Genomic DNA, 2,965 nt, shown 5'->3' with positions numbered 1-2,965 from the left:
ATATAGTGATCATAACTGTCGTTTGAAGTTTCATCGTTCCAGTTACTACGACCAAACAAGTTAGCACCAGCATAATAACTCATTTTCCCCCACGTTGAAAAAAATGCAGGTGCGAATAATTAAGTTGTGTCGTATTTTTATCAACCTCGCCAATCAGCTTCTTTTTTAAGCTCTAGTAAAGCTATTTATCTTCTTCCTTCTCATCCCCTACGGCGCAAATTGCACCACCATAGGGATATATCTTACTAAGACGACTGATTGTACCAGTATCAACGGTCGCGGCGTACTGGGTGGTGCTTTCGCTCGTCTCTTTGCCTTCCGCATCAGTTGGAACCGGTTCACTCGACCAATAGGGTTTAGCATATATGAAATTAGCATTAGAGTATCGGTCCAGAGAACCCCACTCAGCAAAGAATCCGGCACCAATTCGTCGTGAATAACCAGTACCATTTGATGGATAATTATTTTTAGGGCAGTAATCTTTCGAGCTAGAACACCTTGCGTTAGTTAATTCTCTAAGGCGCGGAAGACGATAACCTAAACCTAAACCTAGATTAAGACACCATGATCCCTGTATGGAAGCTACCGCTGATTTATTACCTCGGTTGACAAACCACTGTTTTAACACAAAACCATACTTCAACACGATATCATTATTGTGACTATCTTTACCTTTACCCACCAACTCAAATGTCTGAGGCAATGATGGAGCAATTATCTTCTCACCGGCCCAACCCGGATTATCTACACGCCATTGCTGCGGTGTAGCCACGGGACCATTTAAGGTGACCCGGACAAGACTAGGGTCTGAGCTATTTAAATAGGTCATAGTCGCTTTAATATCGCCCTTAGGAGAAACATCCTCCCATGTTAATTGCGTATCAATACTACCTAGCACCAAATCAAAATATAAACCATTTGCGCCAGTAGTAGGAAAATTTAGACCGTAAGATGACGGCTCGGATGACTGAACAAGAAACCCTAAGCCTGTGTCCCACATAGAAAAAGGACCAGCACGTTCGCCGTTATATTCTAACAGAGGTCTGGCAGAGCAAATATCCGCTGTTGGCTGTGGTTTAATATAATAAGTGACAGTACTTGCGGTAAAACGACGACTTCTAGGTACGCCATAACGGGTGGATAAAATAATATCATCATCAGTTCTTAACATTACTCGATAAGGTGCTTTACAAATGGTAGGCACATTGTTACGAGTGACCGGACGGTCAAATTTATCAAGGATAGATAAATGCAACTGCCCTGTGACGGTAAAATCACCATCGCCATCATCATCATTCCAATAGTTATAAGGCGTACCGATAAGGGTACTCAATGGTATGGCATTAACATTAGTTGGCACTAACATATCAATATCGGCAAAGCTCTGACCGGCAACTGGCAGTAAAATAGCATCTGATGAGTTTGAGTTATTACTTACCGGTGTTAATGTCGTACCATCAGAGAAGGATATCTTCATCAGTTCGTTTAAGTCTATCGCGCGTGTTTGACCACCATCAAAAGTTAAATAAGGGCCATTACCATGAATAACATTTGTAGTATAAGCGGTCAGCGCTTGACTATTAAATGAAAATGGCAGAAAGATAATAGGTAGTAAAGTTAAAAAAATCGACCAAGATAAAAATAACCTTGATAGCAATTTAAGGCTTTGCTGAAAAAATAAACTACACGAAAAAACTAAACTTCGTTGGCTAAAACGAGACGAATTTAAATTAAACGTTGGGCAGGTTTGGTGTTTGGTGTTTGGTGTTTTAAATTATAACGCATTTTGACATCCCTTGTCAAGTAATACTATGTTTTATTTCATTTTATTCCAGCTTAACTGACTAAATCATCACCGAATATTGCGGTTAAAATAACCTATAGAGTATAGTACTTGAAAAAAATCTATGCAACTACATTTAATGATTTAATTGTTAAATTTTGTAAATATTATTAGGAAGTTAAGTCTTTAAAACACAGTATTAACCTTTCTGTAAAAACCCTGCTCCGGAAAAATAAACCTATTGGTACGGGTAATTAAGTTGTGTCGTATTTTTATCAGCCACGTCAATTAGCGCCTTTTTAAGGCGCTAATAAATTTATTTATCTTCTTTCTTCTCATCCCCCGTGACGCAAAATACTGCAGCATCACCGTTTTTTATAGGGGGATCTTTAATCATACCGTAAACAGCGGTCGCGGCATACTGGGTGGTGCTATTGCTTGTATCATTAGGTTTTTCCGGATTAGTTGGCACCGGTTCACTCGACCAATAGGAATAGTGGTTTCTCGCCTCATCCTTGTATCTAGTCATATCACCCCACTCAGCTAAAAATCCGGCTCCAATTCGTCGCGAATAATGATAAGTATTTGATGGATAATCGCTTTTTGGGCAGAAATAAGAGCCAGAACAGAATGATGCGTTAGTTAATTCTCTAAGGCGTGGAAGACGATAACCTAAACCTAAACCTAGATTAAGACACCATGATCCCTGTCTGGAAGCTACCGCTGTTTTACTACCTCGGTTGACAAACCACTGCTTTAACACAAAACCATACTTCAACATGATATCATTATTGTGACTATCTTTACCTTTACCCACCAACTCAAATGTCTGAGGCAATAATGGAGCAATTATTTTCTTACCTGCCCAACCCGGATCATCTACACGCCATTGCTGCGGTGTAGCCACGGGACCATTTAAGGTGACCCGGACAATACTAGGGTCTGAGATATTTAAATAGGTCATAGTCGCTTTAATATCGCCCTTAGGTGAAACAGGATCCCATGTTAATTGCGTATCAATACTACCTAGCACCAAATCAAAATATAAACCATCTGCGCCAGTAGTAGGAAAATTCAGACCATAAGATGACGGTTCGGATGACTGAACAAGAAACCCTAAGCCTGTGTCCCACATAGAAAAAGGACCAGCACGTTCGCCGTTATATTCTAACAGAGGTCTGG

The 2,965-nt window shown here is 40.1% G+C and carries 1 protein-coding gene and 1 pseudogene; both read right to left on the bottom strand.

The genetic code is table 11. The features are described 5' to 3' along the window. Positions 1-181: 181 nt before the first annotated feature. A complete protein-coding gene (locus tag H3T56_RS11545; protein ID WP_198193088.1) occupies positions 182-1,657 on the bottom strand; it encodes a hypothetical protein in 1,476 nt (491 codons plus the stop codon). 442 nt (positions 1,658-2,099) lie between these two features. Further along, a pseudogene (locus tag H3T56_RS11540) lies at positions 2,100-2,965 on the bottom strand (hypothetical protein); the annotation flags it as partial.

This window comes from Gilliamella sp. W8123, assembly GCF_016101085.1.
GTDB lineage: Bacteria > Pseudomonadota > Gammaproteobacteria > Enterobacterales > Orbaceae > Gilliamella > Gilliamella apis.
Note: the sequence above shows the minus strand (reverse complement) of the source record. Positions and strands in the feature narration are given on the sequence as shown.